This is a genomic window from Pseudomonas sp. CAM1A (assembly GCF_047501685.1).
Classification (GTDB): domain Bacteria; phylum Pseudomonadota; class Gammaproteobacteria; order Pseudomonadales; family Pseudomonadaceae; genus Aquipseudomonas.
The window spans coordinates 354,908-380,727 of the sequence record NZ_JBFNXP010000008.1; the positions used below are offsets into that span (position 1 = coordinate 354,908).

General features: G+C 63.9%; 25 protein-coding genes. 21 read left to right on the forward strand and 4 right to left on the reverse strand.

The genetic code is table 11. The features are described 5' to 3' along the window. The first annotated feature begins 1 nt into the window (after nt 1). The 13 genes from lpxD to ispD all read left to right on the forward strand — a co-directional run bounded on the left by lpxD (nt 2) and on the right by ispD (nt 15,610). The gene (lpxD, locus tag ABZO33_RS19210) at nt 2-1,057 is read left to right on the forward strand and encodes a UDP-3-O-(3-hydroxymyristoyl)glucosamine N-acyltransferase (protein WP_414537285.1); all 1,056 of its coding nucleotides are present in this window, start codon (nt 2-4) and stop codon (nt 1,055-1,057) included. Between the two features lie 112 nt (nt 1,058-1,169). Continuing rightward, a complete protein-coding gene (gene fabZ, locus ABZO33_RS19215; RefSeq protein ID WP_003252314.1) occupies nt 1,170-1,610 on the forward strand; it encodes a 3-hydroxyacyl-ACP dehydratase FabZ in 441 nt (146 codons plus the stop codon). Next, complete coding sequence (lpxA, locus tag ABZO33_RS19220) at nt 1,607-2,383, forward strand: acyl-ACP--UDP-N-acetylglucosamine O-acyltransferase (protein WP_414537286.1); 777 nt, start codon at nt 1,607-1,609, stop codon at nt 2,381-2,383. Before fabZ ends, lpxA begins: the two co-directional genes overlap by 4 nt. A gap of 1 nt (nt 2,384) precedes the next feature. After that, complete coding sequence (gene lpxB / locus ABZO33_RS19225; protein WP_414537287.1) at nt 2,385-3,512, forward strand: lipid-A-disaccharide synthase; 1,128 nt, start codon at nt 2,385-2,387, stop codon at nt 3,510-3,512. A gap of 1 nt (nt 3,513) precedes the next feature. After that, on the forward strand, nt 3,514-4,137 hold the full coding sequence (gene rnhB, locus ABZO33_RS19230; RefSeq protein WP_414537288.1) for a ribonuclease HII: 624 nt from the start codon (nt 3,514-3,516) through the stop codon (nt 4,135-4,137). Between the two features lie 167 nt (nt 4,138-4,304). Then, on the forward strand, nt 4,305-7,829 hold the full coding sequence (gene dnaE, locus ABZO33_RS19235) for a DNA polymerase III subunit alpha (protein WP_414537289.1): 3,525 nt from the start codon (nt 4,305-4,307) through the stop codon (nt 7,827-7,829). A 105-nt stretch (nt 7,830-7,934) separates the two neighbouring features. After that, the gene (locus ABZO33_RS19240) at nt 7,935-8,882 is read left to right on the forward strand and encodes an acetyl-CoA carboxylase carboxyltransferase subunit alpha (protein ID WP_023628729.1); all 948 of its coding nucleotides are present in this window, start codon (nt 7,935-7,937) and stop codon (nt 8,880-8,882) included. 98 nt (nt 8,883-8,980) lie between these two features. Next, nucleotides 8,981-10,276: a tRNA lysidine(34) synthetase TilS gene (gene tilS, locus ABZO33_RS19245; protein WP_414537290.1), complete on the forward strand. Its 1,296-nt coding sequence runs from the start codon at nt 8,981-8,983 to the stop codon at nt 10,274-10,276. Between the two features lie 270 nt (nt 10,277-10,546). Further along, a complete protein-coding gene (locus ABZO33_RS19250) occupies nt 10,547-12,175 on the forward strand; it encodes a CTP synthase (protein WP_046854404.1) in 1,629 nt (542 codons plus the stop codon). A gap of 3 nt (nt 12,176-12,178) precedes the next feature. Beyond that, nucleotides 12,179-13,024 (forward strand): 3-deoxy-8-phosphooctulonate synthase, encoded by an 846-nt coding sequence (gene kdsA / locus ABZO33_RS19255; protein WP_046854405.1) that lies wholly within the window; start codon nt 12,179-12,181, stop codon nt 13,022-13,024. A 153-nt stretch (nt 13,025-13,177) separates the two neighbouring features. Continuing rightward, nucleotides 13,178-14,467 (forward strand): phosphopyruvate hydratase, encoded by a 1,290-nt coding sequence (gene eno, locus ABZO33_RS19260; protein ID WP_414537291.1) that lies wholly within the window; start codon nt 13,178-13,180, stop codon nt 14,465-14,467. Nucleotides 14,468-14,624: 157 nt separating this feature from the next. Then, nucleotides 14,625-14,906: a cell division protein FtsB gene (ftsB, locus tag ABZO33_RS19265; protein ID WP_011535259.1), complete on the forward strand. Its 282-nt coding sequence runs from the start codon at nt 14,625-14,627 to the stop codon at nt 14,904-14,906. Next, on the forward strand, nt 14,903-15,610 hold the full coding sequence (ispD, locus tag ABZO33_RS19270) for a 2-C-methyl-D-erythritol 4-phosphate cytidylyltransferase (protein ID WP_414537292.1): 708 nt from the start codon (nt 14,903-14,905) through the stop codon (nt 15,608-15,610). Before ftsB ends, ispD begins: the two co-directional genes overlap by 4 nt. Before the next feature lie 57 nt (nt 15,611-15,667). On the opposite strand, the gene ABZO33_RS19275 is transcribed toward ispD, so the two are convergent. After that, nucleotides 15,668-16,564, reverse strand: a complete 897-nt coding sequence (locus ABZO33_RS19275) for a LysR substrate-binding domain-containing protein (protein ID WP_414537293.1) — start codon at nt 16,562-16,564, stop codon at nt 15,668-15,670. A 108-nt stretch (nt 16,565-16,672) separates the two neighbouring features. On the opposite strand from ABZO33_RS19275, the gene ABZO33_RS19280 reads away from it, so the two are divergent. The 8 genes from ABZO33_RS19280 to rpoS all read left to right on the forward strand — a co-directional run bounded on the left by ABZO33_RS19280 (nt 16,673) and on the right by rpoS (nt 23,815). Beyond that, nucleotides 16,673-17,785, forward strand: coding sequence for an S-(hydroxymethyl)glutathione dehydrogenase/class III alcohol dehydrogenase (locus ABZO33_RS19280; protein WP_039614790.1), 1,113 nt, complete (start codon nt 16,673-16,675; stop codon nt 17,783-17,785). A gap of 10 nt (nt 17,786-17,795) precedes the next feature. Next, nucleotides 17,796-18,644 (forward strand): S-formylglutathione hydrolase, encoded by an 849-nt coding sequence (gene fghA, locus ABZO33_RS19285; protein ID WP_414537294.1) that lies wholly within the window; start codon nt 17,796-17,798, stop codon nt 18,642-18,644. Nucleotides 18,645-18,721: 77 nt separating this feature from the next. Continuing rightward, complete coding sequence (gene ispF / locus ABZO33_RS19290; RefSeq protein WP_414537295.1) at nt 18,722-19,195, forward strand: 2-C-methyl-D-erythritol 2,4-cyclodiphosphate synthase; 474 nt, start codon at nt 18,722-18,724, stop codon at nt 19,193-19,195. Beyond that, nucleotides 19,192-20,250, forward strand: a complete 1,059-nt coding sequence (gene truD, locus ABZO33_RS19295; RefSeq protein ID WP_414537296.1) for a tRNA pseudouridine(13) synthase TruD — start codon at nt 19,192-19,194, stop codon at nt 20,248-20,250. The genes ispF and truD overlap by 4 nt, the downstream gene beginning before the upstream one ends. Further along, nucleotides 20,238-20,987, forward strand: a complete 750-nt coding sequence (gene surE / locus ABZO33_RS19300; protein ID WP_046854410.1) for a 5'/3'-nucleotidase SurE — start codon at nt 20,238-20,240, stop codon at nt 20,985-20,987. Before truD ends, surE begins: the two co-directional genes overlap by 13 nt. Before the next feature lie 38 nt (nt 20,988-21,025). Next, nucleotides 21,026-21,664, forward strand: coding sequence for a protein-L-isoaspartate(D-aspartate) O-methyltransferase (locus ABZO33_RS19305; RefSeq protein WP_414537361.1), 639 nt, complete (start codon nt 21,026-21,028; stop codon nt 21,662-21,664). Nucleotides 21,665-21,847: 183 nt separating this feature from the next. Further along, entirely contained in the window at nt 21,848-22,702 is an 855-nt protein-coding gene (locus ABZO33_RS19310) for a peptidoglycan DD-metalloendopeptidase family protein (protein ID WP_414537297.1), read from the forward strand. 105 nt (nt 22,703-22,807) lie between these two features. Next, nucleotides 22,808-23,815, forward strand: a complete 1,008-nt coding sequence (rpoS, locus tag ABZO33_RS19315) for an RNA polymerase sigma factor RpoS (protein ID WP_011535249.1) — start codon at nt 22,808-22,810, stop codon at nt 23,813-23,815. A 132-nt stretch (nt 23,816-23,947) separates the two neighbouring features. Here rpoS and ABZO33_RS19320 read toward each other — a convergent pair whose 3' ends face one another. The 3 genes from ABZO33_RS19320 to ABZO33_RS19330 form a co-directional block, all read right to left on the reverse strand. Then, nucleotides 23,948-24,736 (reverse strand): OmpA family protein, encoded by a 789-nt coding sequence (locus ABZO33_RS19320; protein WP_046854412.1) that lies wholly within the window; start codon nt 24,734-24,736, stop codon nt 23,948-23,950. A gap of 48 nt (nt 24,737-24,784) precedes the next feature. After that, on the reverse strand, nt 24,785-25,198 hold the full coding sequence (locus ABZO33_RS19325) for a DUF4398 domain-containing protein (protein ID WP_102684069.1): 414 nt from the start codon (nt 25,196-25,198) through the stop codon (nt 24,785-24,787). Nucleotides 25,199-25,453: 255 nt separating this feature from the next. Beyond that, nucleotides 25,454-25,798 (reverse strand): hypothetical protein, encoded by a 345-nt coding sequence (locus tag ABZO33_RS19330; protein WP_046854414.1) that lies wholly within the window; start codon nt 25,796-25,798, stop codon nt 25,454-25,456. Nucleotides 25,799-25,820: the final 22 nt, after the last annotated feature.

Here is a 25,820-nt window from a genome sequence, read left to right on the forward strand (position 1 = left end):
TATGACCGTGACCATGACACTCGGCCAGCTGGCCGAAGCCCTCGGCGCCGAGCTCAAAGGCCCCGAGGCGCTGGAAATCACCGGGTTGGCCACCTTGCAGGAGGCCGTTTCCGGGCAGCTGAGTTTCCTGGCCAACAAGCAGTACCGCAAGTTCCTGGACGATTCCACGGCCAGCGCGGTACTGCTCAAGGCCGAGGACGCCGAAGGTTTCGCCGGCAATGCGTTGGTCGTGGCCGACCCGTACCTGGCTTATGCGCGCATCTCGCACCTGTTCGATCCAAAGCCCAAGGCTGTGGCGGGAGTCCATCCCAGCGCCGTGGTTGCCGAGGATGCCCAGGTGGACGCTAGCGCCAGCATCGGCCCGTTCGCGGTGATCGAAAGTGGTGCACGCATTGGCGCCAACGTGACGGTCGGCGCGCACTGCTTTATCGGTGCCCGCTGTGTCATCGGCGAGGGTGGCTGGTTGGCGCCCCGGGTCACGCTGTATCACGACGTGACCATTGGCAAGCGCGTGGTCATCCAGTCCGGCGCGGTGATCGGCGGCGAGGGCTTCGGCTTCGCCAACGAGAAGGGCATCTGGCGCAAGATCGCACAGATCGGCGGCGTCACCCTGGGTGATGACGTGGAGATCGGCGTGAACACCGCGGTAGACCGCGGCGCCCTGTCGGATACGCGCATCGGTGATGGCGTCAAGCTCGACAACCAGATCCAGATCGCTCATAACGTGCAGGTCGGTGACCACACGGCGATGGCGGCCTGTGTCGGCATCTCCGGCAGTACCCGTATCGGCAAGCACTGCATGATTGCCGGTGGGGTCGGGATGGTCGGTCACATCGACGTCTGCGACAATGTTTTCGTCTCCGGCATGACCATGGTGACCCGTTCGATTACCGAGCCGGGTGGCTACTCTTCCGGTACGGCCATGCAACCTCTGGCCGAATGGCGCAAGAGCGCCGCTCGCATTCGCCAGCTGGACGAGATGTCCAAGCGTCTCCAGCAGCTGGAAAAGCGTGTCGACACCGTGACCTCAGGTGGCCAGCCGACATCAGAAGGCTGATACCATTTACTGAGCGAGCGTTACAGTCGCTAGCTGGCTCCTCTTTGGATCTGCAAAAGGAGCGTGTGGTCAGCACCTGCGCTCCCTATTCTTATACAGGCTTCCCCCCGAAATGATGGACATCAACGAGATTCGCGAATACCTGCCTCACCGTTACCCGTTCCTGCTGGTGGACCGGGTGACGGACCTGGACTTCGAGGCCCAAAGCATTCGTGCCTACAAGAATGTCAGCATCAACGAGCCGTTCTTCAATGGCCACTTCCCGGCGCATCCGATCATGCCGGGCGTGCTGATCATCGAGGCGATGGCCCAGGCGGCCGGAATTCTCGGATTCAAGATGCTCGACGCCAAACCGGCTGACGGCACGCTTTACTACTTTGTCGGCTCCGACAAGCTGCGTTTCCGCCAGCCAGTGCTGCCGGGCGACCAGCTGGTCCTGGAAGCCAAGTTCCTCAGCCGCAAGAGCATGATCTGGAAGTTCGAATGCCGTGCCCTGGTGGACGGCAAGCCAGTCTGCTCGGCCGAGATCACCTGCGCGGAACGCTCCCTATGAGTTCGATTGACCCACGGGCGATCATCGATCCCTCGGCCAGGCTGGCCGAGGGCGTCGAGGTTGGCCCCTGGTCGATCGTAGGCCCCGATGTGGAAATCGGGGAGGGCACAGTCATTGGCCCGCACGTCGTGCTTAAAGGGCCGACCCGTATCGGCAAGCACAACCGCATCTATCAGTTTTCCTCGATCGGCGAAGACACCCCTGACCTGAAGTACAAGGGTGAGCCGACGCGCCTGGTGATCGGTGACCACAACGTGATCCGCGAGGGTGTCACCATCCACCGCGGCACCGTGCAGGACCGTTCGGAAACCACCCTGGGCGATCACAACCTGATCATGGCCTATGCCCACATCGGCCACGATAGCGTCATCGGCAACCACTGCATCCTGGTCAACAACACCGCGCTGGCGGGCCATGTGCATGTCGGCGACTGGGCCATCCTGTCCGGTTACACGCTGGTGCACCAGTACTGCCATATCGGCGCCCACGCGTTTTCCGGCATGGGCACCGCGATCGGCAAGGACGTACCGGCCTATGTCACCGTGTTCGGCAGCCCGGCCGAGGCGCGCAGCATGAACTTCGAAGGCCTGCGCCGTCGCGGTTTCAGCGACGAAGTGCTGCACGCCCTGCGTCGCGCCTACAAGATCGTCTACCGCCAGGGCCTGACCGTCGAAGAAGCGCTCAAGGAGCTGGATGAGCTGGTAACGCAGTTCCCCGAAGTCGACCTGTTCCGCCAATCGATCGCCAATTCCGCACGCGGCATCACCCGCTGACATGGCCCAGCTCTGCGTGGCGCTGGTCGCGGGCGAGGCCAGCGGCGATATTCTCGGCTCCGGCCTGATGCGCGCCATCAAGGCACGTCATCCCGATGTACGGTTCATCGGTGTTGGCGGTCCCTTGATGGAAGCCGAGGGCATGACCTCCTACTTTCCGATGGAACGCCTGGCCGTCATGGGCCTGGTCGAGGTGCTCGGGCGCCTGCGTGAGCTACTCAAGCGGCGCAAGGAACTGATCCACACACTGATCGGCGAAAAGCCCGACGTGTTCATCGGTATCGATGCACCTGATTTCACCCTGAATATCGAACTCAAGCTACGCCAGGCCGGGATCAAGACGGTGCACTACGTCAGCCCGTCGGTCTGGGCCTGGCGGCAGAAGCGCGTGCTGAAGATCCGCGAGGGGTGCGACCTGATGCTCACCCTGCTGCCGTTCGAGGCGCGCTTCTATGAAGAGCAGGGCGTGCCGGTGCGTTTCGTCGGCCACCCGTTGGCGGATACCATCCCTCTCGAGGGTGACCGTGGCGCGGCGCGTGCCGAGCTAGGCCTGGGTGATGGCCCGGTGATTGCCCTGATGCCCGGCAGCCGCGGCGGCGAAGTGGGGCGCCTGGGCGCCCTGTTCCTTGACGCAGCCCAGCGCCTGCGCGAGCTGGTGCCCGGTGCACGTTTCGTGCTGCCGTGCGCCAATGCCGCGCGCCGCGCCCAGGTCGAGCAGATGCTCGAAGGGCGCGAGTTGCCGCTGACCTTGCTCGACGGCCAGTCGCACCAGGCCCTGGCGGCGTGCGACGCGGTGCTGATCGCCTCGGGCACCGCCACCCTGGAGGCGATGCTGTACAAGCGGCCGATGGTGGTGGCCTACCGCCTGGCACCGCTGACGTACTGGATCCTCAAGCGCATGGTCAAAAGCCCCTACGTATCGCTGCCCAACCTGCTCGCCCAGCGGTTGCTGGTGCCCGAGCTGCTGCAGGACGCCGCCACCAGCGAGGCCTTGGCGCAAACCCTGGCGCCGCTGCTCAAGGATGGCGCGCAGCAGACCGACAGCTTCGACCAGATTCACCGCACCCTGCGCCGCGACGCCTCCAACCAGGCGGCCGACGCGGTGCTTGCCCTGTTGAAGGACCGCTGACATGCAGATGGGACTGGATTTCAACCTGGTCGAGGAACTGGTGGCCGGCGTTGACGAAGTGGGTCGTGGTCCGCTCTGTGGCGCGGTGGTAACCGCAGCAGTGATTCTCGACCCGCGCCGGCCGATCCTCGGCCTGAACGACTCGAAGAAACTTACCGAGGCCAAGCGCGATGCGCTGTTCGACGAAATCTGCGAGAAGGCGCTGAGCTTCTGCATCGCTCGCGCCGAGGTCGAGGAAATCGACCGTCTGAACATTCTCCATGCGACCATGCTGGCCATGCAGCGTGCCGTCGAAGGGCTGCACGTCACGCCGAAGCTGGCACTGATCGATGGCAACCGCTGCCCGAAACTTTCGGTACCGGCAGCTCCGGTGGTCAAGGGTGATTCGCAGGTGCCGGCCATCGCCGCCGCATCGATTCTGGCCAAGGTCACCCGTGACCGCGAGATGAGCGCGTTCGAGCTGATCTACCCGGGTTATGGGATCGGCGGGCACAAGGGGTATCCGACTCCGGTGCACCTTGAGGCTCTGGCTCGTCTTGGGCCGACGCCCATTCATCGGCGCTCGTTCGCGCCTGTTCGAGCTGCATGGGAAGCCCGTGAGGGCGTTTCCACCCTGCTGATCTGATCGTCGCCATTCATCGCGGGGCAAGCCCGTTCTCATGCCGAGCTGCGTGGGGGCGAGCTTGCCCCGCGATGCATTCTGCAATCAACCGCTGACCTGCAGGCGAGGCAAGCGAAGAGCAATACGCTACAATCCCGCCCTTGTCGTTCAGCACTGCTACAGGATCCTCCATGTCGGTCTCCTTCGTTCACCTTCGCGTGCACTCCGAATTCTCCCTGGTCGACGGCCTGGTGCGGATCAAGCCGCTGGCCAAGGCCCTGGCCGGGATGAACATGCCGGCGGTGGCGATCACCGACCAGAGCAACATGTGCTCGCTGGTGAAGTTCTACAAGACCGCCATGGGCGCCGGCATCAAGCCGATCTGCGGCGCCGACCTGTGGCTGGCCGGGGTCGATCCGGAAGCGCCGCTGTCGCGCATCTGCTTCCTGGCCATGAACGCCCAGGGCTACCGCAACCTCACCGAATTGATCTCGCGTGGTTGGACCGATGGCCAGCGCAATGGGCTGGTGATCATCCAGCGCGACTGGATCGCCCCGGCCAGCGAAGGGCTGATTGCCCTGTCCGCCGGCAAGGAAGGCGACATCGGCATGGCGCTGATGGCCAATCGTCAGGACGAAGCACAGGTCTTGCTCGCCGACTGGATGAGCATGTTCCCCGAGCGCTTCTACGTCGAGGTGCAGCGCACCAATCGCGCCGGTGACGAGGAGTACGTGCACGCTGCCGTGGCCTTGGCCGACAAGCTCGGTGCGCCGCTGGTGGCAACCAACGACGTGCGTTTCGTCAAGCAGTCGGACTTCGATGCCCACGAGACCCGCGTGTGCATCGGCGAGGGCTGGACCCTGGACGACCCGCGCCGCCCGCGTGGCTACAGCGACCAGCAGTACCTCAAAACGCCCGAAGAGATGGCAGAGCTGTTCAGCGACTTGCCTGATGCCATTGCCAACACCGTTGAGATCGCCAAGCGCTGCAACATCACCGTGCAGCTGGGCAAGTACTTCCTCCCTGATTTCCCCACGCCCAACGGCATGGGCATCGACGACTACCTGCGCCATGTCTCCCACGAAGGCCTGGAGGAGCGCCTGGCGGTGCTCTGGCCGAAGGAGACCACGCCCAATTACGAAGAGAAGCGCCAGGTCTACCTGGACCGCCTGAAGTTCGAGCTGGACATCATCATCCAGATGGGCTTCCCCGGTTACTTCCTGATCGTTATGGACTTCATCAAGTGGGCCAAGAACAACGACGTGCCGGTAGGGCCGGGTCGAGGCTCGGGTGCCGGCTCGCTGGTGGCCTACGTACTGAAGATCACCGACCTCGACCCGTTGGCCTACGACCTGCTGTTCGAACGTTTCCTCAACCCTGAACGGGTTTCCATGCCCGACTTCGACGTCGACTTCTGCATGGATGGCCGTGACCGGGTGATCGACTACGTGGCCGAGGCCTACGGGCGTAACGCGGTGAGCCAGATCATCACCTTCGGCACCATGGCCGCCAAGGCGGTGGTGCGCGACGTTGCGCGGGTGCAGGGCAAGTCCTATGGCCTGGCCGACCGCCTGTCGAAGATGATCCCGTTCGAAGTGGGCATGACCCTGGAGAAGGCCTACGAGCAGGAAGAAATCCTGCGCGACTTCCTCAAGAGCGACGAGGATGGCCGCGAGATCTGGGACATGGCCCTCAAGCTCGAGGGTGTGACCCGTGGTACCGGCAAGCACGCCGGTGGTGTGGTAATCGCCCCGACCAAGCTCACCGACTTCTCGCCGATCGCCTGTGACGAAGAAGGCGGCGGCTTGGTGACCCAGTTCGACAAGGATGACGTCGAGGCCGCGGGCCTGGTGAAGTTCGACTTCCTCGGCCTGCGTACGCTGACGATCATCAAGTGGGCGATGGAGATCATCAACCGCGAGCAGGCCAAGAAGGACCTGCCCGACGTCAACATCGACTTCATCCCGCTGGATGATCGCAAGACCTACGAGCTGCTGCAGAAGGCTGAAACCACCGCGGTGTTCCAGCTCGAATCGCGCGGCATGAAAGAGCTGATCAAGAAGCTCAAGCCCGACTGCCTGGAAGACCTGATCGCACTGGTGGCGCTGTTCCGCCCCGGCCCGCTGCAGTCGGGCATGGTCGACGACTTCATCAACCGCAAGCACGGCCGCGCCGAGCTGGCCTACCCGCATACGGACTACCAGTACGAAGGCCTCAAGCCCGTGCTTGCACCGACCTACGGCATCATCCTGTACCAGGAACAGGTGATGCAGATCGCCCAGGTGATGGCGGGCTACACCCTCGGCGGCGCCGACATGCTGCGCCGGGCCATGGGTAAGAAAAAGCCTGAGGAAATGGCCAAGCAGCGTGGCGGTTTCATCGAAGGCTGCGTGGCCAACAACATCGAGGCGGACCTGGCCGGTAACATCTTCGACCTGGTAGAGAAATTCGCCGGTTACGGCTTCAACAAATCCCACTCCGCCGCATACGGCCTGGTGTCGTACCAGACCGCCTGGCTGAAGACCCACTACCCGGCGCCGTTCATGGCTGCGGTCCTGTCGGCGGACATGCACAACACCGACAAGGTGGTAGTGCTGGTCGAGGAAGTGCGCAGCATGAAGCTGCGCCTCGACGCGCCGGACGTGAACTTCTCCGACTTCAAGTTCACCGTCAACAACGATGGCCGCATCGTCTATGGCCTGGGGGCGATCAAGGGCGTGGGCGAAGGCCCGGTGGAGGCGATCGTCGAGGCGCGTGCACAGGGCGGTCCGTTCAAGGACCTGTTCGACTTCTGTGAGCGCATCGACCTCAAGCGCGTCAACAAACGTACCCTCGATGCGTTGATCCGCAGTGGCGCGCTGGACCGTCTCGGCCCGCACTTCCATGACGAGATCAAGGCCTACCAGGCCAACATCGACATCAACCGCGCGACCCTGCTGTCGGCACTGGGTGAGGCCGTCAAGGCTGCCGAACAGGCAGCCCATACTGCTGACAGTGGCCATGTCGACCTGTTCGGCGGCATGTTCGACGAGGCGGATGTCGACGTCTATGCCAATCACCGCAAGGTGCGCGAACTGACGCTCAAGGAGCGCCTGAAAGGCGAAAAGGACACCCTTGGCCTGTACCTCACCGGGCATCCGATCGATGAGTACGAGACCGAGATCCGCCGTTTCGCCCGCCAGCGCATTGTCGACCTGAAGCCTGCGCGGGATACCCAGACCATCGCCGGGATGATCATTGCCCTGCGCGTGATGAAGAACAAGAAGGGTGACAAGATGGGCTTCGTCACCCTCGACGACCGTTCCGGGCGCATCGAGGCCTCGTTGTTCGCCGATGCCTTCATGGGCGCCCAGGCCCTGCTGCAGACCGACGCCATGGTGGTGGTGGAAGGGGAGGTCAGCAACGACGACTTCTCCGGTGGCCTGCGCCTGCGGGTCAAGACGGTGATGACCATGGAGGATGCCCGGACCAAGCTGGCCGAAAGCCTGCGCCTGAAGGTCGCCCACGACGCGCTCAAGGGTGACCGCCTGAACTGGCTGGGCGAGCTGATCACCCGTCACCGTGGTGGCTGCCCGATCACCCTGGAGTACACCGGCAGCGACGCCAAGGCCATGCTGCAATTCGGCGACCAGTGGTCCATCGACCCGGCCGACGGCCTGATTCAGGCACTGCGTGACCAGTTCGGACGTGAGAACGTCTTCCTGCAATACCGTTGAAACGACGAATTTTAATCTCGACCTATATGCGCCTGATCCCTTAAGGTAGGGCGCCAAACGGATCAACCGGCCGGCCGCCTGGCCGTAGACCCAAGACGGAAGCCTATGAACCCGAATTTCCTCGATTTCGAACAGCCGATTGCCGACCTGCAAGCCAAGATCGAAGAGCTGCGCCTGGTGGGTAACGACAACTCGCTGAACATCAGCGATGAAATTGCCCGTCTGCAGGACAAGAGCAGCACCCTGACCGAGAGTATCTTCGGCAACCTGACCAGCTGGCAGATCGCCCGCCTGGCCCGTCACCCGCGCCGCCCGTACACCCTCGACTACATCGATCACCTCTTCACCGAGTTCGAAGAGCTGCACGGCGACCGTCACTTCTCCGACGACGCCGCCATCGTCGGCGGTACCGCGCGCCTGGACGACAAACCGGTGATGGTCATCGGCCACCAGAAAGGCCGCGAGGTGCGCGAGAAGGTGCGCCGCAACTTCGGCATGCCGCGTCCTGAAGGCTACCGCAAGGCCTGCCGCCTGATGGAAATGGCCGAGCGCTTCAAGATGCCGATCCTGACCTTCATCGACACCCCGGGTGCCTATCCGGGCATCGACGCCGAAGAGCGCAACCAGAGCGAGGCCATTGCCTGGAACCTGCGCGTGATGGCACGCCTGAAGACGCCGATCATCGCCACCGTGATCGGTGAGGGTGGTTCCGGTGGCGCACTGGCCATTGGCGTGTGCGACCAGCTGAACATGCTGCAGTACTCCACCTACTCGGTGATCTCGCCGGAAGGCTGCGCCTCGATCCTGTGGAAGACCGCCGACAAGGCCGCCGACGCCGCCGAGGCCATGGGCATCACCGCCGAGCGTCTGAAGAGCCTGAACATCGTCGACAAGGTCATCCAGGAACCGCTGGGCGGCGCCCACCGTGATCCGGCCAAGATGTCCGCGAGCATCCGCGCCGACCTGATCGAACAGCTGGACATGCTCGGCAAGCTCGACAACGACGCGCTGCTCAAGCGCCGTTACGATCGCCTGATGAGCTACGGCCTCTGATCGTAGTCTGACGCCCTCGATCGCGGGGCAAGCCCGCTCCCACGTTCTGTAGCGTGGGAGCGGGCTTGCCCCGCGATGCGATTTGAAGAGGGACTACTATGCTCGACCTCACTGCGCAACTCTCTCCCTGGCTCAACGCCCCCGCCTGGTACGTCGCCTTCTCCGGCGGCCTGGACTCCACCGTCCTCCTGCACCAGCTCGCCGATTACACCCGCAACCATTCAACGCCGCCCCTGCGCGCCATCCATGTCCATCACGGCCTGCAAGCCGCCGCCGATGCCTGGCCCGATCACTGCCGAGCGGTGTGTGCCGCCCTGGGTGTCGAACTCGATGTGGCCCCTGTTCAGGTCGCCCCTGGCGCCAGCCTTGAACAGTCGGCCCGCAACGCCCGCTACGACGCCTTCGAAAAGCGGCTGGGCGTAGGCGAAGTGCTGTTTACCGGCCAGCACCGTGACGATCAGGCCGAGACCCTGCTGTTTCGCTTGCTGCGCGGCGCCGGCCTGCGTGGGTTGTCCGCCATGCCGCAACAGCGGCCGCTAGGGCAGGGCAGCCTGGTGCGCCCATTGCTGGGGCTGTCGCGCCAGCAGCTGCAGACCTACGCCGACATGCACGGGCTGGTATGGGTCGATGACCCTTCCAATAGCGATACGGCCTTTGCCCGCAACTTCCTGCGCGGCGAGGTCTTCCCAATCCTGCGCCAGCGCTGGCTACAGGCCGAAGCCAACCTGGCACGCAGTGCCGAACACCTGGGCGAGGCGATGGGCCTGCTGGACGAGCTGGCCGCCACCGACCTGGCCTCGGCCTGCGACAATGCGCCGCTGCCTTGGCTCGGCCTTGCCTCCCTCGACCTCGCCGTACTCCAGGCGCTGTCACCGGTGCGCCAGCGCAATGCCCTGCAATACTGGCTTGGCCGCCGCACGCGCCTGCCGGACAGTCGCCACTGGGCCGGCTGGGACGACTTGCGTGACGCGGCCGGCGATGCCTGCCCGATCTGGCGCCTGACCGACGGTCAGTTGCAGCGCAGCCACGGGCGCATCTGGTGGCTGGACGGGCAATGGCTCCAGGCTCCGACGGGTGAATGGGCGTGGCCGAACCCGTCCAGGCCCCTGGCACTGCCGGGCAACGGCCAGGTGTGGCTGGAAGGCTGCGTGGATGACGCAGGCCTGCGCATCGCCTACCGCCAAGGCGGCGAAGTGCTGGAGGTCAGCGGCCGTGGCCGGCGCGACCTCAAGCGTCTGCTCAATGAGCTGCAGGTCCCGCACTTCGTGCGCCCGCGCCTGCCGCTGCTGTACCGCGGCGAGCAATTGCTGGCGGTGGCCAATCTGCCCGGACTCGCTCAGACCGAAGGCCAACTGCACTGGCAACCGCCGACGAACGTGCAAGGTTTGAGCTGAAGGGTACATTCCGGTAGACTACCCTCCCTTCTTGATACAACTTCTGTGGGTTCCGCGAAAACACAGAGGTTGCCGATTACCAAGCAGTTTTTTGCTGGGCTGATTTCTTAAAATGACGAGCGAGCTCCATGCCGGGGACACCCCTGGTCTGTACAGACGCGGCAGTTTTTCGAGATGCACTGTGATTGACGCAGGTGATCGGGGGCTTCGGCCTTCCTTCGCTTTCTCCGGCGGCGCTGGCCGCCTTAACGCAGACTTCTAGGGTTTTTCATGACGCGCTACATATTCGTCACGGGCGGTGTTGTTTCTTCATTGGGGAAAGGCATTGCCTCGGCTTCCCTGGCGGCCATCCTGGAAGCGCGGGGGCTTAAAGTCACCATGCTCAAGCTGGACCCGTACATCAACGTCGACCCGGGCACCATGAGCCCGTTCCAGCACGGTGAAGTGTTCGTCACCCACGACGGCGCCGAGACCGACCTCGACCTGGGCCACTACGAGCGGTTCATCCGCACCACGATGACCCAGAACAACAACTTCACCACCGGCCGTATCTACGAGCATGTGCTGCGTAAAGAGCGCCGTGGTGATTACCTGGGCGCGACCATCCAGGTCATCCCGCACATCACCGACGAGATCAAGCGCCGCATCATCAAGGGCGCCGGCGATGCCGACGTCGCGCTGGTCGAGATCGGCGGCACCGTGGGCGACATCGAGTCGCAGCCGTTCCTCGAGGCCATCCGCCAGCTGCGCGTCGAAGTGGGCTCCAAGCGCGCCATGCTGATGCACCTGACCCTGGTTCCGTACATCGCCACCGCTGGCGAGACCAAGACCAAGCCGACCCAGCACTCGGTCAAGGAACTGCGCTCCATCGGGCTGCAGCCGGACGTGCTGATCTGCCGCTCCGACCACCCGGTCGACGCCTCGTCGCGCCGCAAGATCGCGCTGTTCACCAACGTCGAAGAGCGTGCGGTGATTTCGCTGGAAGATGTCGACACCATCTACAAGATCCCAGGCGTGCTGCACGCCCAGGGCCTGGACGACTTCGTCGTCGAGCGCTTCGGCCTGCAGTGCAACAGCGCCGACCTGTCCGAGTGGGACAAGGTCGTCGACGCCAAGCTCAACCCTGAGCAGGAAGTGACCATCGCCATGGTCGGCAAGTACATGGAGCTGCTGGACGCGTACAAGTCGCTGATCGAAGCGATGAGCCACGCCGGCATCACCAACCGCACCAAGGTCAACCTGCGCTACATCGACTCCGAAGACATCGAGAACCAGGGCACCAGCCTGCTCGAAGGCGCCGATGCCATCCTGGTCCCGGGCGGTTTCGGCCTGCGCGGCGTCGAAGGCAAGATCACCGCGGTGCAATATGCCCGTGAGAACAAGGTCCCGTACCTGGGCATCTGCCTCGGCATGCAGGTGGCCGTGATCGAATTCGCCCGTAACGTGATGGGCTGGAAAGACGCCAACTCCACCGAGTTCGACCGCAACAGCGGCCACCCGGTCGTTGGTCTGATCACCGAGTGGGCCGATGCCACCGGCGCGGTCGAGACCCGTACCGAAGCCTCCGACCTGGGCGGCACCATGCGCCTGGGCGCTCAGGACTGCCAGCTGGCGGCCGGCTCCAAGGTGCACGACTGCTACGGCAAGGACATCATCACCGAGCGCCACCGTCACCGTTACGAAGTCAACAACAACCTGCTGCCGCAGCTGGTTGAAGCTGGCCTGCAGGTGTCCGGTCGCTCCGAAGACGGCGCGCTGGTCGAAGTAGTGGAGTCCAAGGACCACCCATGGTTCGTCGCCTGCCAGTTCCACCCGGAGTTCACCTCGACGCCACGTGACGGTCACCCGCTGTTCAGCGGTTTCGTCAAGGCTGCCCTGGCACAGAAGAACAAGGCCTGATCCATGACTCAGAAGATCATTCGCGTCGGTAACATCGAGATCGCCAACGACAAGCCGTTCGTCCTGTTCGGCGGCATGAACGTCCTGGAGTCCCGTGACCTGGCCCTGAAGGTCTGCGAGGAATACGTGCGGGTTACCGAGAAGCTCGGTATCCCCTACGTGTTCAAGGCCAGCTTCGACAAGGCCAACCGTTCGTCGGTCAGCTCGTACCGCGGCCCGGGCATGGAAGAGGGCCTGAAGATCTTCGAGGAGATCAAGCAGACCTTCAACGTGCCGGTGATCACCGACGTGCACGAACCCTACCAGTGCGAACCGGTGGCCAAGGTGTGCGACATCATCCAGCTGCCGGCCTTCCTGTCGCGCCAGACCGACCTGGTCGTGGCGATGGCCAAGACCGGTGCGGTGATCAACATCAAGAAGGCGCAGTTCCTGGCGCCCCACGAGATGAAGCACATCCTCGCCAAGTGCGTCGAGGCCGGCAACGACCAGCTCATCCTCTGCGAGCGCGGCTCGAGCTTCGGCTACAACAACCTGGTTGTGGACATGCTCGGCTTCGGCATCATGAAGGAGTTCGAGTACCCGGTGTTCTTCGACGTGACCCACTCGTTGCAGACCCCGGGCGGTCGCGCCGACTCCGCCGGTGGCCGCCGCGCCCAGGTCACCGACCTGGCCAAGGCTGGCATGAGCCAGGGCCTGGCCGGCCTGTTCCTCGAGGCCCATCCGGACCCGGACAACGCCAAGTGCGACGGCCCGTGTGCCCTGCGCCTGGACAAGCTGGAACCGTTCCTCAGCCAGCTCAAGCAGCTGGACGACCTGGTGAAAAGTTTTCCGACGGTAGAAACCGCGTAAAGCTCATTTCTCGGGTAAAGTACCGCCCGTTCCACCCCTGACCTTTCGGTCAGGGGCTCCCTTCGCCAGGCCTGCCCGTGCCATGTCGCCTGGTGAACGGCAAGAATTCCCAAAAGCTGCGTTGTTTTCGTCAATTCTGGAGTGCTTACAACAATGGCAAAGATCGTCGACATCAAAGGTCGTGAAGTTCTCGATTCGCGTGGCAACCCCACCGTGGAAGCCGATGTACTGCTCGACAACGGCATCATCGGCAGCGCCTGCGCGCCGTCGGGTGCTTCCACTGGCTCGCGCGAAGCGCTGGAGCTGCGTGATGGCGACAAGAGCCGTTACCTGGGCAAGGGCGTGCTGAAGGCCGTCGGCAACATCAACGGCCCGATCCGCGACCTGCTGCTGGGCAAGGACCCGGCCGACCAGAAAGCCCTGGACCGTGCCATGATCGAGCTGGACGGTACCGAGAACAAGGCCAAGCTGGGCGCCAACGCCATCCTCGCCGTGTCCCTGGCCGCCGCCAAGGCCGCCGCCCAGGACCTGGACCTGCCACTGTACGCGCACATCGCCAACCTCAACGGCACCCCGGGCCAGTACTCGATGCCGGTACCGATGATGAACATCATCAACGGCGGCGAGCATGCCGACAACAACGTCGATATCCAGGAGTTCATGGTCCAGCCGGTTGGCGCCAAGACCTTCTCCGACGGCCTGCGCATGGGCACCGAGATCTTCCACCACCTCAAGGCTGTGCTGAAGGCTCGTGGCCTGAACACCGCCGTCGGTGACGAAGGCGGCTTCGCGCCGAACCTGGCTTCCAACGAAGACGCCCTGGCCGCCATCGCCGAAGCCGTCGAGAAGGCCGGCTACAAGCTGGGCACCGACGTGACCCTGGCCCTGGACTGCGCCGCTTCCGAATTCTATGAAGACGGCAAGTACAACCTGTCCGGCGAAGGCAAGTCGTTCGACGCCGAAGGTTTCGCCGAGTACCTGAAGGGCCTGACCGAGCGCTTCCCGATCATCTCGATCGAAGACGGCCTGGACGAGTCCGACTGGGCAGGCTGGAAGATCCTCACCGACAAGATCGGCGAGAAAGTCCAGCTGGTTGGCGACGACCTGTTCGTGACCAACACCAAGATCCTCAAGGAAGGCATCGAGAAGGGCATCGGTAACTCGATCCTGATCAAGTTCAACCAGATCGGCTCGCTGACCGAAACCCTGGAAGCCATCCAGATGGCCAAGGCCGCTGGCTACACCGCGGTGATCTCGCACCGTTCCGGTGAAACCGAGGACTCGACCATCGCCGACCTGGCCGTGGGTACTGCCGCTGGCCAGATCAAGACCGGCTCGCTGTGCCGCTCCGACCGCGTCAGCAAGTACAACCAACTGCTGCGCATCGAAGAGCAACTGGGCGCCAAGGCCGTATATCGCGGTCGTGCCGAGTTTCGCGGCTGAGCAAGAGATGGTAAAAAGGCAGCAGCCGGGGCCAGCTGAACGTTCGTACTGATCGTTCGGTTGTCTCCACGGGTTTCTGTCGACGAAGCCTGGCCTCGGCCAGGCTTCGTGCTATCGGAAGCTCGCTGCGGCGGCCTTTTTTACCCTGGATATCTTCATGCGCAGTCCCTATTGGTTGTTCCTCGTCCTGCTCCTGCTGCTCGGCGGCCTGCAATATCGCCTTTGGGTAGGTAATGGCAGCCTGGCGCAAGTGACCGAACTCAAGCAGCAGATCGCCGACCAGCATGCGGAAAACGAACGCCTGCTGGAGCGCAATCGCGTGCTCGACGCCGAGGTCCTGGAGTTGAAGAAAGGTATGGAGACCGTGGAAGAACGGGCTCGTCATGAACTGGGGATGGTCAAGGAGGGCGAAACCCTCTACCAGCTGCCACAGAAATGACACACGAACTGCCGGCCTTCTGGGCCGTGATTCCCGCCGCGGGCATTGGTGCCCGCATGGCTGCCGACCGGCCCAAGCAGTACCTGCAACTGGGCGGGCAGACCATTCTCGAGCATAGCCTCGACTGTTTTCTCGGCCATCCCATGCTCAAGGGCGTGGTGGTCAGCATTGCCGAACATGACCCTTACTGGCCCGGCCTGCACTGCGCCAGCGATCCGCGTATCCAGCGCGCCCCGGGCGGTGACGAGCGCGCCGACTCGGTGCTCAATGCGCTATTGCTGCTGCACGCCCAGGGCGCGTCGGATGACGACTGGGTGCTGGTGCACGACGCCGCGCGGCCGAATCTGGCGCGTGGCGATCTGGACAAGTTGCTGTCAGCCCTGGCTGAAGATCCCGTCGGTGGATTGCTCGCCGTACCCGCTCGGGACACGCTCAAGCGTGCCGACGGCGAGGGCAGGGTGGCGGCGACGGTCGACCGCAGCACCGTCTGGCAGGCCTACACCCCGCAGATGTTCCGCCTCGGTATGCTGCACCGGGCGCTGGCCGAGTGCCTGGTGTCCGATGTGGCGGTCACCGACGAGTCGTCCGCCATCGAGTGGGCCGGTTATGCGCCGCGCCTGGTCGAAGGGCGCAGCGACAATATCAAGGTGACCCGGCCAGAGGACTTGGAGTGGCTGCGCCAGCGTTGGGCTGGGCGTCGTTGAAACATGTGCTGCTGATGCGGGCGGCGTGGGAGCGGCGCACCGCCGCTCCCACGCTGTTTAGAGAGTCCTGTACTCCGGCAACTGCGCCAACCCTTCCTTGAGATAGTCCACCAATCGCCTCACCTTCGGTGACAGATGCCGTTGTTGAGGATACAGCGCCCACACCGCCGTATTCGGCGGTTGGTGCCCCTCCAGCAGTGACACCAACGCCCCGCTGTGCAGGTGTTCGAGCACGTAGTAGTCCGGCAACTGGCACAAGCCCATCCCCTGCAGCGCCGCATCCAGCACTGCCTGGCCGCTGTTGCAGCGCCAGTTGCCCTGTACTCGTTGGCTGATCTCGCGACCCTCCTGCTGCAACGCCCACAGGTCGGAGCTGCCGACCAGGCAATTGTGCCGCGCCAACTCCGATACGCTGTGCGGCCGCCCATAACGTTCCAGGTAAGCCGGCGAGGCGCACAGGTACATGCGCCGCGGCGCCAGGCGCGTGGCCACCAGCCGGGAATCCTGCAGGCGGCCGAGGCGGATCGCCAGGTCCATGCCTTCGTGCAGCAGGTCGAGGGTACGGTTGCTCAACTCCACCTCCACCCGTAACTGCGGGTACAGCGCCATGAACCGCGTCACCAGCGGCACGATGAAGCGCTCGCCATAGGCTACCGCGCAGGTCAGGCGCAGCAGGCCCTTGGGTTCGCTGGCCAGGTCGCCCATGGCGCGCAGCGCTTCCTCGCGGCCATCCTGCAGGCGCTGGCAGTGCTGGAGAAAGGTCTGCCCAGCTTCGCTGAGGGCCACCCGCCGCGTGCTGCGGTACAGCAGGCGGGTCTGCAAGCGTTCCTCCAGGCGGGCGATCTGCCGGCTGATGTGCGAGGACGACACGCCCAGGCGTTCGGCGGCGGCGGTGAACTGGCCCATTTCTGCCACCGCGACGAATTCGTCGATGCCTTCCCAGCGACTGTTCATGGATTATCCCTGCATGGCAATAATGTTTTGTGAATGCCTGGATTATTCACAAAAAGTCAGTGAATTACACTGGCAGCCTGCAATCGACATCTTCTCTGGAGACCCTTGATGATCAAGTCCCGTGCCGCCGTCGCCTTCGAGGCCAAGAAACCCCTGGAAATCGTCGAAGTTGACGTAGCCATGCCCAAGGCCGGTGAAGTGCTGCTGCGCGTCGTCGCCTCCGGTGTTTGCCACACTGACGCCTACACCCTGTCCGGCGCCGACCCGGAAGGCATCTTCCCTTCGATCCTTGGCCATGAGGGCGGGGCGATCGTCGAGGCGATTGGCGAGGGCGTGACCTCGGTGGCGGTGGGCGACCATGTGATCCCGCTGTATACCCCCGAGTGCGGCAAGTGCAAATTCTGTCTGTCTGGCAAGACCAACCTGTGCCAGGCCATCCGCGCGACCCAGGGCAAGGGCCTGATGCCTGACGGCACCACCCGTTTCAGCTACAAGGGCCAGCAGCTGTTCCACTACATGGGCACCTCGACCTTTTCCGAGTACACCGTGCTGCCGGAAATTTCCGTGGCCAAGATCCAGAAAGAGGCTCCGCTGGAGAAGGTCTGCCTGCTCGGCTGCGGCGTGACCACCGGTATTGGCGCGGTGCTCAACACTGCCAAGGTCAAGCCGGGTGACACCGTAGCCATCTTCGGCCTCGGTGGCATCGGTCTGTCGGCGGTAATCGGCGCGGTCAAGGCCAAGGCTTCGCGCATCATCGCCATCGACATCAACCCGGCCAAGTTCGAGATCGCCCGCCAGCTGGGTGCCACCGACTGCATCAACCCGAAAGACTACGACCGCCCGATCCAGGAAGTGATCGTCGACCTCACCGACGGTGGTGTGGACTTCTCCTTCGAGTGCATCGGCAATGTGCAACTGATGCGCGCGGCGCTGGAATGCTGCCACAAGGGCTGGGGCGAGTCGGTGATCATCGGCGTGGCCGGTGCCGGCCAGGAAATCGCCACCCGTCCGTTCCAGTTGGTCACCGGTCGCGTCTGGCGCGGCTCGGCCTTCGGCGGCGTGCGAGGCCGCAGCGAGCTGCCGAGCTACGTGGAAATGTCCGAGAAAGGCGAGATCCCGCTGGACACCTTCATTACCCACACCATGGGCCTGGAGGACATCAACAAAGCCTTCGACCTGATGCACGAAGGCAAGAGCATCCGCAGCGTGATCCATTTCTGAGGCCCTCGCCATGACGCTGGAAAACATCTCCTGCCAGAAAAGCTTCGGCGGCTGGCACAAGCGTTACCGGCACAGCTCCAAGGTGCTGGGCTGCGATATGGTGTTCGCGGTGTACCTGCCGCCTCAGGCCGAGCAGGGCGAAAAGCTGCCGGTGCTGTACTGGCTCAGCGGCCTGACCTGCACCGACGAGAACTTCATGCAGAAGGCCGGCGCCCAGCGCCTGGCCGCGGAGCTCGGGCTGATCATCGTCGCCCCGGACACCAGCCCGCGTGGCGAGCAGGTGGCGGGCGATCCGGACGGTGCCTGGGACTTCGGCCTCGGCGCCGGGTTCTACCTCAATGCCACTCAGCAGCCGTGGGCCAAGCATTATCGGATGCACGACTACGTGGTGGAGGAGTTGCCGGCCTTGATCGAGGCGTCTTTCCCGGCGTCTGACCAGCGCAGTATCAGTGGCCACTCGATGGGCGGGCATGGCGCGCTGGTCTGCGCCTTGCGCAACCCGGGGCGTTACCGCTCGGTGTCGGCGTTCTCACCGATCAGCAATCCAATGGATTGCCCGTGGGGTGAGAAGGCCTTCAGCCGCTACCTGGGCGAAGACCGGGCGCAGTGGCGCGAGTGGGATGCCAGTGTGCTGCTGGCCGAGGCGAATGAATGCCCGCCGCTGCTGGTGGACCAGGGCGATCGCGATGACTTCCTTGAAAAGCAGCTCAAGCCAGAGGCACTGGAGCAAGCGGCCCGCAAGGGCGGCCATGGGTTGACCCTGCGCCTGCAGCCCGGCTACGACCATAGCTACTTCTTCATCGCCAGCTTCATCGATGAACACCTGCGCCATCATGCGGTGGCACTGGGCAGGGTCTGAGCCGCAGGGCCGTGAAGCAGCCCCATTAGCGCAAAAGCAGGTAGAATCACGCCCTGACTCAATCAGGGCGTTCTTCTATGCGTATTGGCCACGGCTACGATGTCCATCGTTTCTGCGACGGTGATTTCATTACCTTGGGCGGGGTGCGTATCCCCCACAAGTTCGGCCTGCTGGCCCACTCCGACGGCGACGTGCTGCTGCACGCCCTGAGCGATGCCTTGCTGGGCGCCGCGGCGCTGGGCGACATCGGCAAGCATTTCCCCGACACCGACCCGCAGTTCAAGGGCGCCGACAGCCGGGTGCTGCTGCGCCACGTGGTCGCTGTCGTGCGTGACAAGGGCTGGAAGGTTGGCAACGTCGACGCCACCATCGTCGCCCAGGCCCCGAAGATGGCCCCGCATATCGAGACCATGCGCCAGCAAATTGCCACAGACCTGCAGATCGAGCTCGACCAGGTCAACGTCAAGGCCACCACTGAAGAGAAACTGGGCTTCACCGGTCGCGAGGAGGGTATCGCTGTGCACGCAGTCGCCCTGCTGCTGCCAGCATGACCGAACTGGAACTGCTGGGCCCTCGGGCCTCGGGCGATGTCTTGGGCACTGCGGTGCTCAAGGCGGTGGCTGAAGACTTCCAGGTCGATGAAGTCCTGGATATCCCGCTGTCCGGCCAGGGCGAGCACCTGTGGCTGTGGGTCGAGAAGCGCGACCTCAACACCGAGGAGGCGGCTCGCCGCCTGGCCCGCGCCGCTGGTGTGCCGGTGCGCGCCATCAGCTATGCCGGCCTCAAGGACCGCCAGGCCCTGACCCGCCAGTGGTTCAGCCTGCACCTGCCGGGCAAGGCCGACCCCGACCTGTCCCGTGCCGAGGACGAGACCCTGCGCGTGCTCAAGCAGGTGCGCCACCAGCGCAAGCTGCAGCGTGGCGCGCATTCGGCCAATGGCTTCACCTTGCGCCTGACCGCGCTGCAGGCCGACCACCAGGCCCTCGATTCCCGCCTGGAGAAGCTCAAGCAGCAGGGCGTGCCCAATTACTTCGGCAGCCAGCGCTTCGGCCATGCCGGTGGCAACGTGCACGACGCCCAGGACTGGGCCGCTCGCCAGGCGCTGCCCGAGCAGCGCAACCTGCGCTCGCGGCTGCTGTCGGCCGGGCGCAGCTACCTGTTCAACCAGGTGCTGGCTGCCCGTGTCGCCGACGGCAGCTGGCAGCGCACCCAGGTCGGCGACCTGTTGGCCTTCACCGACAAGCGCAGCTTCTTCGTGGCGGGCGAGGCCGAGTGCAGCGACCCGCGCCTGGCCATTCTCGACCTGCACCCGACCGGCCCGCTGTGGGGCGCCGGTGCGGCACCGAGCCAGGGCGCGACCCTGGACCTCGAGTCCACGATCGCCGGACGTCATCCGGCGCTGTGCGATTGGCTGGCGCGAGCGGGCATGGATCACGAACGGCGTATCCTGCGGCTCCCTATTGGGCGGCTGACGTGGCATTATCCCGAGCCTGATATCCTGCAACTGGAATTCGTCCTTCCGGCCGGATGCTTCGCCACCGTGGTGGTGCGCGAACTCGTCGATCTGGTGCCGGCAGGGCAGACGGACAGCCCATGCGTATTCTGATTTCGAATGACGACGGTGTTACCGCACCCGGCCTCGCCGCGCTGCATGAAGCGTTGGTGGACTATGCCGAGTGCGTGGTGATTGCCCCGGATCAAGACAAGAGCGGTGCCGGCAGTTCGTTGACACTGGACCGGCCGCTGCACCCGCAGACCCTGGCCAACGGCTTCATCAGCCTCAACGGCACGCCCACCGACTGCGTGCACCTGGGGCTCAACGGCCTGCTGCCGGAAACCCCCGACATGGTGGTGTCCGGCATCAACCTGGGCGCCAACCTGGGGGATGACGTGCTCTATTCGGGCACGGTCGCCGCCGCGCTGGAAGGGCGCTTCCTCGGCGGCACCTCGCTGGCCTTCTCGCTCTTGTCGCGCCTGCCCGACAACCTGCCGACCGCCGCCTATATCGCCCGGCGCCTGGTCGAGGCGCAGTCACGCCTGGAGCTGCCGCCGCGCACCGTGCTCAACGTCAACATCCCCAATCTGCCGCTGGAGCACATCCGTGGCATCCAGCTCACCCGCCTGGGGCACCGGGCGCGTGCCGCGGCGCCGACCAAGGTGGTCAACCCGCGCGGCAAGGAAGGCTACTGGATCGCCGTGGCCGGCGATGCCGAAGACGGCGGCCCGGGCACCGACTTCCATGCCGTGATGCAGGGCTACGTGTCGATCACCCCGCTGCAGCTGGACCGCACCTTCAACGATGCCTTCGAGCGCCTCGACGGCTGGCTGGAGGGCCTGCTCTGATGCGCGAACAGGACGATCTGCAGCGCCGCGGTATCGGCATGACCTCCCAGCGTACCCGGGAGCGGCTGATCCAGCGGCTCTATGAAGAAGGCGTGTCGAACGCCAAGGTGCTCGAGGCCATTCGTCGCACCCCGCGGCATCTGTTCGTCGATGAGGCCCTGGCTCATCGCGCCTATGAAGACACGGCGCTGCCGATCGGCCACAACCAGACGATCTCCCAGCCGTTCATGGTCGCGCACATGAGCGAGCTGTTGCTCGAGGCAGGCCCCTTGGACAAGGTGCTGGAGATCGGCACCGGTTCGGGCTACCAGACCGCGATCCTCGCCCAACTGGTCGAGCGGGTGTTCTCGGTGGAGCGCATCAAGGTGCTGCAGGACCGGGCCAAGGAGCGCCTGGTCGAGCTCAACCTGCGCAACGTGGTGTTCCGCTGGGGCGACGGCTGCGAAGGGTGGCCGGCACTGGCGCCGTACAACGGCATCATCGTCACCGCGGTCGCGCCTGAAGTGCCGCAGGCATTACTCGATCAGCTGGCGCCGGGCGGGCGCATGGTGATCCCGGTCGGGCCGGCGGGGGAGACCCAGCAACTGCTGCTGATCGTGCGCGAAGAGCATGGCTTCTCGCGCCGGGTACTTGGGGCCGTGCGCTTCGTGCCGCTGCTCAATGGCCCACTGGCCTGAGCGGCGCCACGGAATATTTGCGCCGACGACGAATTCTTGCGTCTGGGCCCTGTCTATCTGGCGTGGCGCTTTTCGTACACCGAACAGGCCAACAGCGAGTCACCCCAAGCAGGGTGGCTCGGTTATAATTGAAACAATATTGCATTTTGTATCGTCATTTTTGACAGCATGAGGGGAGCGCGGGTGGGTCACACAGGCATGCGGCAGCGCAAGGATCGGTCGGTATTGAAGCTTCTGGTGATCGCGCTGGCCATGGGGACCCTGCTGGCTGGCTGTTCCAGCACCAGCTCGAACGGCGCCCGTGTGGTCGACCGCAACAACGCCGCGCCCAAGCGCCCGACCGTCACCTCCGGGCAGTACATCGTCAAGCCCGGCGACACGCTGTTCTCCATCGCCTTCCGCTACGGTTGGGACTACAAGGAGCTGGCGGCACGCAACAATATTCCCGCCCCCTACACCATCCGACCGGGCCAGCCGATCCGTTTCAGCAGCGGCGCAGGGGGCAGCACGACGGTCGTCGGCAGCACTTCGTCGTCGAGCCGGACCACGGTGATCCGCCGGCCGATCGCCACCACGGCACCGGCGACCAGCAATGGCAAAAGTGCCACAACTGCCCCTTCCACCACCTCGCAAACGGTTGCCCAGGTGCCCGCCGCAGAGCGCGCCGTCGGCGGTTGGACGTGGCCGGCGAACGGCGTGCTGATTGGAAAATTCGCTTCAAACGGTAGTTTGAATAAAGGCATTGATATCGCCGGTGATTTGGGACAGCCTGTTTTTGCTGCGTCTGATGGAGCGGTGGTCTACGCCGGTAGTGGCTTGAGGGGCTATGGCGAGCTCATCATCATCAAACACAGCGATACCTACGTCAGTGCCTACGGTCACAACCGCAGGCTTTTGGTTCGGGAGGGGCAGCAGGTCAAGGCAGGGCAGACGATCGCAGAAATGGGGTCCACGGGCACTGATCGGGTGAAGCTGCATTTCGAGATTCGCCGCCAGGGCAAACCCGTCGATCCTCTCCAGTTCCTGCCACGCCGTTGATCAATGTCCCGGCCTGTTCCTTGGATGTAGAGGGGACAGGCTCCAGCGCTGCCATGGAAGGGTGACGCTCGAGTCTGAGTTCGAACTCAGCAAAGGACTATAACAATGGCTCTCAGTAAAGAAGTGCCGGAGTTTGACATCGACGATGACCTGCTTCTGATGGAGACGGGCATCGTTTTGGAAACGGATGTGGTGTCAGACGAACCTGCTGTACCTTCGGTTCGGACCAAGTCGAAACAGGGCGCATCGCTCAAGCAGCACAAGTACATCGACTACAGTCGGGCACTTGATGCGACCCAACTGTATCTCAACGAAATCGGCTTCTCGCCCCTGCTTTCGCCAGAGGAAGAAGTGCATTTCGCGCGCCTGTCGCAAAAAGGCGACCCTGCCGGGCGCAAGCGCATGATCGAAAGCAACCTGCGCCTGGTGGTCAAGATCGCCCGCCGTTACGTCAATCGTGGCCTGTCGCTGCTCGACCTGATCGAGGAAGGCAACCTGGGCCTGATCCGTGCGGTGGAGAAGTTCGACCCCGAACGCGGTTTCCGCTTCTCGACCTACGCGACCTGGTGGATCCGCCAGACCATCGAGCGGGCGATCATGAACCAGACCCGCACCATCCGCCTGCCCATTCACGTGGTCAAGGAACTCAACGTCTACCTGCGTGCCGCTCGCGAGTTGACACAGAAGCTCGACCACGAGCCGTCGCCCGAAGAGATCGCCAGCCTGCTGGAAAAACCGGTGGCCGAGGTCAAGCGCATGCTCGGCCTGAACGAGCGGGTGTCCTCGGTGGACGTCTCGCTGGGGCCGGACTCCGACAAGACGCTGCTCGACACCCTCACCGACGATCGTCCCACCGACCCATGCGAACTGCTGCAGGATGACGACCTGTCGCAGAGCATCGACCAGTGGCTGGGCGAGTTGACCGACAAGCAGCGTGAGGTGGTGGTACGGCGTTTCGGCCTGCGTGGGCATGAAAGCAGCACCCTGGAGGATGTCGGGCTGGAGATTGGCCTGACCCGTGAGCGGGTGCGGCAGATTCAGGTCGAAGGCCTGAAGCGCCTGCGCGAGATCCTCGAGAAGAATGGCCTGTCCAGCGAGTCACTGTTCCAGTAATCAGTGACATGCGCCAGGCAGACGCCCCGACTTTGTTCGGGGCGTTTGCGTGAGTGGCGTGGGAAACGCTTTGATCGATACCAACGAAAAACCCCGCCATCAAGGCGGGGGTTTTCGTTCAGCCAGCAACGGTTACTGGATCTGGCTGACCGAGCGTGGCGCCACCGGCTGGTTGTCGTTGGAGATGGTCACTTCCACCCGACGGTTCTGCGCACGGCCGGAGTTGCTGCCGTTGTCCGCTACCGGATACTCCTTGCCATAACCCTGGGCGACGATGCGCGCAGGGTCCACGCCGGCACGTACCAGGGCCATGCGCACTGCGGCGGCGCGACGTTCGGACAGGGTCTGGTTGTAGTTGGCCGAACCGACGCTGTCGGTGTAGCCCTCGACGATCACCTTGCGCTCAGGGTTCTCCTGGAGGAACTGGGCCAGTTTGGTGACGTTGGGGTAGGCGCTGCTCTTGAGCTCGGCCTTGTTGAAGTCGAACAGCACATCGCCGAAGGTCACCAGGGTGCCACGGTCGGTCTGCTTGGCGTTGAGGCTGTCCTGCAGTTTCCTGATCTGCGCATCGCGGGCGTCGAGCTTGGCCTGTGCGCGTTGTGCCGCGGCGTTTTTCAGCTCGCCTTCGGCGGTGCGCAAGGCGATGGTCTGCTTGGCCACTTCGACGCGTTGATTGGTGAGGTAGGCGAGCTGGTCGACCTTCTTCTCATCCTCGCGATCCATGTAGGCCTTGTCGGCCTTGTTCAGCCAGTCCTGGGCGTCCTTGGTCTCGAGCGCGGCCACCTTGCTCGACTGCGGATCGCTCTGCAGGGCGGAGAAATTGGTGCGGGCCGACTCAAGATTGGCGTTCGGGTCGTGGGAGCAGGCGGCAAGGCCGACGCTCAGGGCCAGCAGGGCGGGAATCATGACGTAGTTGCGCATAGTGTTCATCCTTTGATCTTTAACGAAGGCTATAGAGGCAGGGCAGGCTTACTCAGCGCTGCGCAGGCCTTCCTCACGTACGTCCCGGACACCCTGGCGGGCATCCTGCACGGCCTTCTGGGCCTTGGCCGCCTGGGCTTTGCGCTCGGCAAGGCGGGCGTCCCATTCGGCCTGCTCGGCCAGCAGCTTGGCATCGTCATACTTCTTGTCGTGCATGGCGATTTCGGCCTTCTTGAACTTGTCCTGGGCAGCCTTCATCTCCACTGCCGCGAACTCGGTGCCACCGGCGCTGACCGCCGAGTTGACCGCCGATTGGGTCACGGCGTACTGCTCGGTAGGCGGCTTGCCCGCGCAGCCGGCCAGCACCAGGCTGCTGCCCAGGGCCAGCGCGGCCAGCTTGAGCCCGCGCAGATGAGTGGAGGAAGGTTGTGCGATGCGGGTCTTCATGGTGGTCAACTCCATTGGGTCACTCCTGTTAAACGACGATGCCACGCTGTGACAATCGCTGTTCCCCTGTTGCCAGCGTCGGGCGCAAAGGCCCGTGTTTACAGGGTTTTGCCGTGATGGCTATTGGCTGTGACCGAAGCGGTTTTTGAATAGTTCAGAAAAATTTGCACGCTAAAGGTATTTTTTTCTGACTAATCAGTCAGCGGATTTCGCCTGGAACTTCCGCTGCAAATGACGGTATGCCGGGCAGTGCCCGGCACCCGCAAGGGCTCAGTGCGAGGGGTCTTTCTGCACCCGGCCAAGGGCCTGCAGGTGGCGCCGGGACAGGGCCAGAAAGCGCGGCGTAGGGCCGATGTCCTCGTACAACGGGTCGCCTTCCTCATCGGTGGCGATCACCTGCTGGCCCTTGACGTAGGGGAAGCTGGCCTCGAGTTCTTCCAGTGCCGCCGCCACCAGCTCGCCCAGGAGTTCCTCGGGGCTGCGCTTGGGGTACATGTCGATCAGCGCGGCCAGGCGCGCTTCTGCTTCCATGTCCAGGTGCAGGACATGGCCGGTGGGGCTCAGGCGGCCGGCGGCGTTCTGTTCCCAGTGCTGGGCGAGTTGGCGAATTTTCATGATGACCTCTGTCAAAGCCTGG

What these genes read in the sequence shown, in the direction of transcription:
- lpxD (WP_414537285.1), top strand. Translation starts at nt 2, where the DNA reads ATGACCGTGACCATGACACTCGGCCAGCTGGCCGAAGCCCTCGGCGCC.
- fabZ (WP_003252314.1), top strand. Translation starts at nt 1,170, where the DNA reads ATGATGGACATCAACGAGATTCGCGAATACCTGCCTCACCGTTACCCG.
- lpxA (WP_414537286.1), top strand. Translation starts at nt 1,607, where the DNA reads ATGAGTTCGATTGACCCACGGGCGATCATCGATCCCTCGGCCAGGCTG.
- lpxB (WP_414537287.1), top strand. Translation starts at nt 2,385, where the DNA reads ATGGCCCAGCTCTGCGTGGCGCTGGTCGCGGGCGAGGCCAGCGGCGAT.
- rnhB (WP_414537288.1), top strand. Translation starts at nt 3,514, where the DNA reads ATGCAGATGGGACTGGATTTCAACCTGGTCGAGGAACTGGTGGCCGGC.
- dnaE (WP_414537289.1), top strand. Translation starts at nt 4,305, where the DNA reads ATGTCGGTCTCCTTCGTTCACCTTCGCGTGCACTCCGAATTCTCCCTG.
- ABZO33_RS19240 (WP_023628729.1), top strand. Translation starts at nt 7,935, where the DNA reads ATGAACCCGAATTTCCTCGATTTCGAACAGCCGATTGCCGACCTGCAA.
- tilS (WP_414537290.1), top strand. Translation starts at nt 8,981, where the DNA reads ATGCTCGACCTCACTGCGCAACTCTCTCCCTGGCTCAACGCCCCCGCC.
- ABZO33_RS19250 (WP_046854404.1), top strand. Translation starts at nt 10,547, where the DNA reads ATGACGCGCTACATATTCGTCACGGGCGGTGTTGTTTCTTCATTGGGG.
- kdsA (WP_046854405.1), top strand. Translation starts at nt 12,179, where the DNA reads ATGACTCAGAAGATCATTCGCGTCGGTAACATCGAGATCGCCAACGAC.
- eno (WP_414537291.1), top strand. Translation starts at nt 13,178, where the DNA reads ATGGCAAAGATCGTCGACATCAAAGGTCGTGAAGTTCTCGATTCGCGT.
- ftsB (WP_011535259.1), top strand. Translation starts at nt 14,625, where the DNA reads ATGCGCAGTCCCTATTGGTTGTTCCTCGTCCTGCTCCTGCTGCTCGGC.
- ispD (WP_414537292.1), top strand. Translation starts at nt 14,903, where the DNA reads ATGACACACGAACTGCCGGCCTTCTGGGCCGTGATTCCCGCCGCGGGC.
- ABZO33_RS19275 (WP_414537293.1), bottom strand. Translation starts at nt 16,564, where the DNA reads ATGAACAGTCGCTGGGAAGGCATCGACGAATTCGTCGCGGTGGCAGAA.
- ABZO33_RS19280 (WP_039614790.1), top strand. Translation starts at nt 16,673, where the DNA reads ATGATCAAGTCCCGTGCCGCCGTCGCCTTCGAGGCCAAGAAACCCCTG.
- fghA (WP_414537294.1), top strand. Translation starts at nt 17,796, where the DNA reads ATGACGCTGGAAAACATCTCCTGCCAGAAAAGCTTCGGCGGCTGGCAC.
- ispF (WP_414537295.1), top strand. Translation starts at nt 18,722, where the DNA reads ATGCGTATTGGCCACGGCTACGATGTCCATCGTTTCTGCGACGGTGAT.
- truD (WP_414537296.1), top strand. Translation starts at nt 19,192, where the DNA reads ATGACCGAACTGGAACTGCTGGGCCCTCGGGCCTCGGGCGATGTCTTG.
- surE (WP_046854410.1), top strand. Translation starts at nt 20,238, where the DNA reads ATGCGTATTCTGATTTCGAATGACGACGGTGTTACCGCACCCGGCCTC.
- ABZO33_RS19305 (WP_414537361.1), top strand. Translation starts at nt 21,026, where the DNA reads ATGACCTCCCAGCGTACCCGGGAGCGGCTGATCCAGCGGCTCTATGAA.
- rpoS (WP_011535249.1), top strand. Translation starts at nt 22,808, where the DNA reads ATGGCTCTCAGTAAAGAAGTGCCGGAGTTTGACATCGACGATGACCTG.
- ABZO33_RS19320 (WP_046854412.1), bottom strand. Translation starts at nt 24,736, where the DNA reads ATGCGCAACTACGTCATGATTCCCGCCCTGCTGGCCCTGAGCGTCGGC.
- ABZO33_RS19325 (WP_102684069.1), bottom strand. Translation starts at nt 25,198, where the DNA reads ATGGAGTTGACCACCATGAAGACCCGCATCGCACAACCTTCCTCCACT.
- ABZO33_RS19330 (WP_046854414.1), bottom strand. Translation starts at nt 25,798, where the DNA reads ATGAAAATTCGCCAACTCGCCCAGCACTGGGAACAGAACGCCGCCGGC.